The following is a 4,057-nucleotide window of genomic DNA, read 5'->3' on the forward strand; positions in this document are numbered from 1 at the left end:
CGGTTCGGCCTGCCCTGCGTCGTCTACATGGGCGCGAAGGATGTGGAACGGCAGCAACCCAATGTCTTTCGCATGAAGCTGCTCGGCGCCGAGGTGGTGCCCGTGACGGCGGGCGCGCAGACGCTGAAGGACGCGCTGAACGAAGCGCTGCGCGACTGGGTCGCGAACGTGCACGACACGTTCTACCTGATCGGCACGGTCGCGGGGCCGCATCCTTATCCCGAACTGGTCCGTGACTTCCAGTCGGTGATCGGGATCGAGGCACGACGGCAGATCCTGGAGGCGGAGGGACGTCTGCCCGACCTGCTGGTTGCCGCCGTGGGCGGCGGATCGAACGCGATCGGGCTGTTCCACCCCTTCCTCGATGATGCCGATGTCGCGATGCTGGGGGTCGAGGCGGCAGGGCACGGGCTCGACACCGGCCAGCACGCCGCCACGCTCAACGGCGGTTCGCCGGGCGTGCTCCACGGCAACCGCACCTACCTTCTGCAGGACGAGGACGGACAGATCGCCGAGGCGCATTCGATCTCGGCGGGCCTCGATTATCCGGGCATCGGGCCCGAACATAGCTGGCTGCACGAGATCGGCCGGGTGAAGTATGAGGCGGCGACGGACCAGGAGGCGGTCGACGCGTTCCAGCTCTGCGCCAAGACCGAAGGCATCATCCCCGCGCTCGAATCCGCGCATGCGGTGGCGGCGGTCGTCCGCAAGGCACGGGACTATCGGCAGGATCAGATCGTCATCCTCAACCTGTCGGGGCGCGGCGACAAGGATATTCCGACGATCGCCGCCGGTCTGGGCGTGTCGCTGTGAGCCGACTGTCCGAAGCCTTTGCCAAGGCGCGGCCGGCGCTGGTGGCGTTCGTGACCGCCGGCGATCCGTCGCCCGCCGCAACGCCCGCCATCCTCGACGCGCTGGTTGAAGGCGGGGCGGACGTGATCGAGCTCGGCATGCCCTTCACCGATCCGATGGCGGACGGGCCCGCGATCCAGCGCGCCAATCTGCGCGCGCTGGCGGCGGGCACGAAGACGGCCGACATCTTCGCGATCGCGCGCGACTTCCGCACGCGGCATCCCGACATGCCGCTCGTCCTGATGGGCTATGCCAACCCGATGCTGCGACGGGGTGCGGCGTGGTTCGCCGAGGCCTGCGCCGAAGCCGGGGTCGATGGCGTGATCTGCGTCGACATTCCGTTCGAGGAGGATGCCGCGCTGGGCGCTGCGCTGCGCGAGCGCGGGGTCGCCCCGATCCGGCTGGCCACGCCGACGACCGACACCGCGCGCCTGCCCGCCGTGCTCGAAGGCGCGGGCGGCTTCCTCTATTACGTTTCGGTCGCTGGCATCACGGGGATGCAGGCGGCGGCCGCCGACAGCGTGGCGGCGGCGGTCGCGCGGCTGAAGGCGGCAACCGAGCTGCCGGTCGCGGTTGGCTTCGGCGTGCGCACGCCCGAACAGGCGGCGGCGGTGGCGCGCGTCGCCGACGGCGTGGTGGTGGGTTCGGCGATCGTCGACGCGATCGCGGTGGCGGACGAGGCGAAGCGCGATCCCGCGCCGGACGTTCTGGCCCTCGTCAAGGATTTGAGCGGCGCGGTTCACGCCGCGCGTGAGGAGTATGCGGCATGAGCTGGATCGATCGCGTCCGCAACGCGGTCCCCTTCCTCCAGAAGAAGGAGACCCCCGACAATCTCTGGCACAAATGCCCGAGCTGCGGGACGATGCTGTTTACGAAGGAATATGAGGACAACCAGTCGGTCTGTCCGAAATGCCAGCATCACGGGCGCATCGGGCCCGATGCGCGGTTCGACCTGCTGTTCGACAGCGGCATCTACACCCCACTGCCATCGCCGCAGGTGAGGGACGACCCGCTCAAGTTCCGCGATTCAAAGCGCTACGCCGACCGGATCAAGGCCGCTCGCGCCAAGACGGGAGAAAGCGACGCGCTGATCAACGCATCGGGCACGATCGAGGGTTTTCGCACGATCGTCGGCGTGCAGGATTTCGCGTTCATGGGCGGATCGATGGGGCTGGCGGTCGGCGCCGCCTTCGTCGCGGGCATCGAGGCGGCGATCGCGGAGAAATGCCCTTACATCATCTTCACGGCGGCGGGTGGCGCGCGGATGCAGGAAGGCATCCTGTCGCTGATGCAGATGCCCAAGACGACGGTCGCGATCCAGCGGCTGCGCGAAGCGGGGCTGCCCTATATCGTGGTGATGACCGATCCCACCACCGGCGGCGTCACGGCCAGCTATGCGATGCTGGGCGACGTGCAGCTTGCCGAGCCGGGCGCGCTGATCGGCTTTGCGGGGCAACGCGTGATCGAATCGACCATCCGTGAGAAGCTGCCAGAAGGCTTCCAGCGCGCCGAATATCTGCTGGATCATGGCATGCTCGATATGGTCGTCCACCGCCACAAGCTGCGCGCGGAACTGGCGCGGCTGATCGCCTACCTCTGCCCCGGCAAGCAGGCGGCGTGACCGCGGGCGCGGACGGGGCCGCGCGCGGGCGGCGCTGATGGCCGATCACGCGGTCTCCTCCGACCCCGCCGTGCAGGCGCAGCTCGACCGGCTCGCCACGCTTTCGCCGGGCGCGGACATCCTGGGGCTGGAGCGGATCACCGCCTTGCTCGACCGGCTGGGCAATCCGCACCGCGCGTTGCCGCCGGTGTTTCATGTCGCGGGCACGAACGGCAAGGGATCGACCTGCGCCTTCCTGCGCGCCGCGCTGGAAGCGGCAGGGCACCGCGCCCATGTTTACACGAGCCCGCATCTCGTCCGCTTCAACGAGCGGATCAGGGTGGCAGGGTCGCTGATCGACGACGCGCAGCTTGCCGCACTGCTGGCCGAGGTGCTCGATTCGGCCGGGGATATCGGCCCGAGCTTCTTCGAGGTCACCACCGCCGCCGCCTTCCTCGCTTTTGCGCGGACGCCGGCCGAGGTGTGTGTGATCGAGGTGGGTCTTGGCGGCCGGCTCGACGCGACCAACGTGATCGAACATCCCGCCATCTGCGGGATCGCGCAGCTCGGGCTGGACCACCAGCAGTTCCTGGGCGACCGGATCGAGCAGATTGCGGCCGAGAAGGCCGGGATCGCCAAGGACGGCGTGCCGCTGATCACCCTCCATTATCCGGCAACGCAGGCGAATGAGATCGGGCGCGTCGTGCGCGAGAAGGGCGCGCACTGGCTGGCCAAGGGCGGTACGTGGGATGCGACCGCCTACCGCGGGCGGCTGCACTACAAGGATGAATCGGGCGAGCTCGAACTGCCCCTGCCCCGCCTGCCGGGCGCGCATCAGGCGATGAATGCGGGGCTTGCGGTGGCGATGCTGCGGCACCAACAGGCGGTTGCCGTGCCGGCTACCGCCTACCGCGCGGCGATGGGTTGGGCCGAATGGCCGGCGCGGTTGCAGCGGCTGGCGGCGGGCCCGCTCGCCGCAACCCTGCCCGAGGGCAGCGAACTATGGCTCGACGGCGGGCATAATCCGGCGGCGGGGCGCGCGGTCGCCGAATTCTTCCGCGCGCGCCGCGCGCCCGGACAGCCATTCCGGATGGTGATCGGAATGCTCGCCAACAAGGACGTACGCGGTTTTCTCGAGCCCTTCGCCGGCAGCGGGCTCGTCCTCCACGCCGTGCCCGTTCCCGGCCACGCGCACCATGACGCGGCGGCCGTTGCGGCGGCGGCTGCCCCCTTGGGGCTGACCGTGACCGCCGCGTCGGACGCCCCCGCTGCACTCGACGCCATCGCGGCGGAGGGCATATCCGGAATCATCCTGATCGGTGGGTCGCTCTATCTCGCGGGCGCGGTACTGGCGGCGAACGGCACTCCGCCGGAATGAGCCGTTCATCCGACTAATTGCGATTGACTTGCAATAGCGCAGGTGGAACGATGGCGGCTCGACGATGGAGCGCCGCCCGATGAAGCACGACCAAAGTACGCAGACGATGCTGCTGCCGCACGCCGTCCCGGCCAGTCCGTATCGACGGCTGCTGCTGTTCGGCATCCGGCGGATGGCGGCCGGCGGGATCAACGATGCGCATGCGGCGCACGCTTTGTTTACCGGCT

General features: G+C 69.1%; 4 protein-coding genes. All 4 read left to right on the plus strand.

All coding sequences use genetic code 11. The annotated features are described in order from the left end of the window. Positions 1-813: tryptophan synthase subunit beta (gene trpB / locus ACOJSF_RS07140; RefSeq protein ID WP_420141524.1), on the plus strand; the 813-nt coding region annotated here is incomplete at its 5' end. Continuing rightward, complete coding sequence (trpA, locus tag ACOJSF_RS07145; protein ID WP_420141525.1) at positions 810-1,622, plus strand: tryptophan synthase subunit alpha; 813 nt, start codon at positions 810-812, stop codon at positions 1,620-1,622. The genes trpB and trpA, both read left to right, overlap by 4 nt. Beyond that, a complete protein-coding gene (gene accD / locus ACOJSF_RS07150; protein ID WP_420141526.1) occupies positions 1,619-2,473 on the plus strand; it encodes an acetyl-CoA carboxylase, carboxyltransferase subunit beta in 855 nt (284 codons plus the stop codon). The genes trpA and accD overlap by 4 nt, the downstream gene beginning before the upstream one ends. 37 nt (positions 2,474-2,510) lie before the next feature. After that, positions 2,511-3,830, plus strand: a complete 1,320-nt coding sequence (locus ACOJSF_RS07155; protein ID WP_420141527.1) for a bifunctional folylpolyglutamate synthase/dihydrofolate synthase — start codon at positions 2,511-2,513, stop codon at positions 3,828-3,830. Positions 3,831-4,057: the final 227 nt, after the last annotated feature.

This window comes from Sphingomonas sp. (assembly GCF_048594985.1).
Lineage (GTDB): Bacteria > Pseudomonadota > Alphaproteobacteria > Sphingomonadales > Sphingomonadaceae > Sphingomonas_I.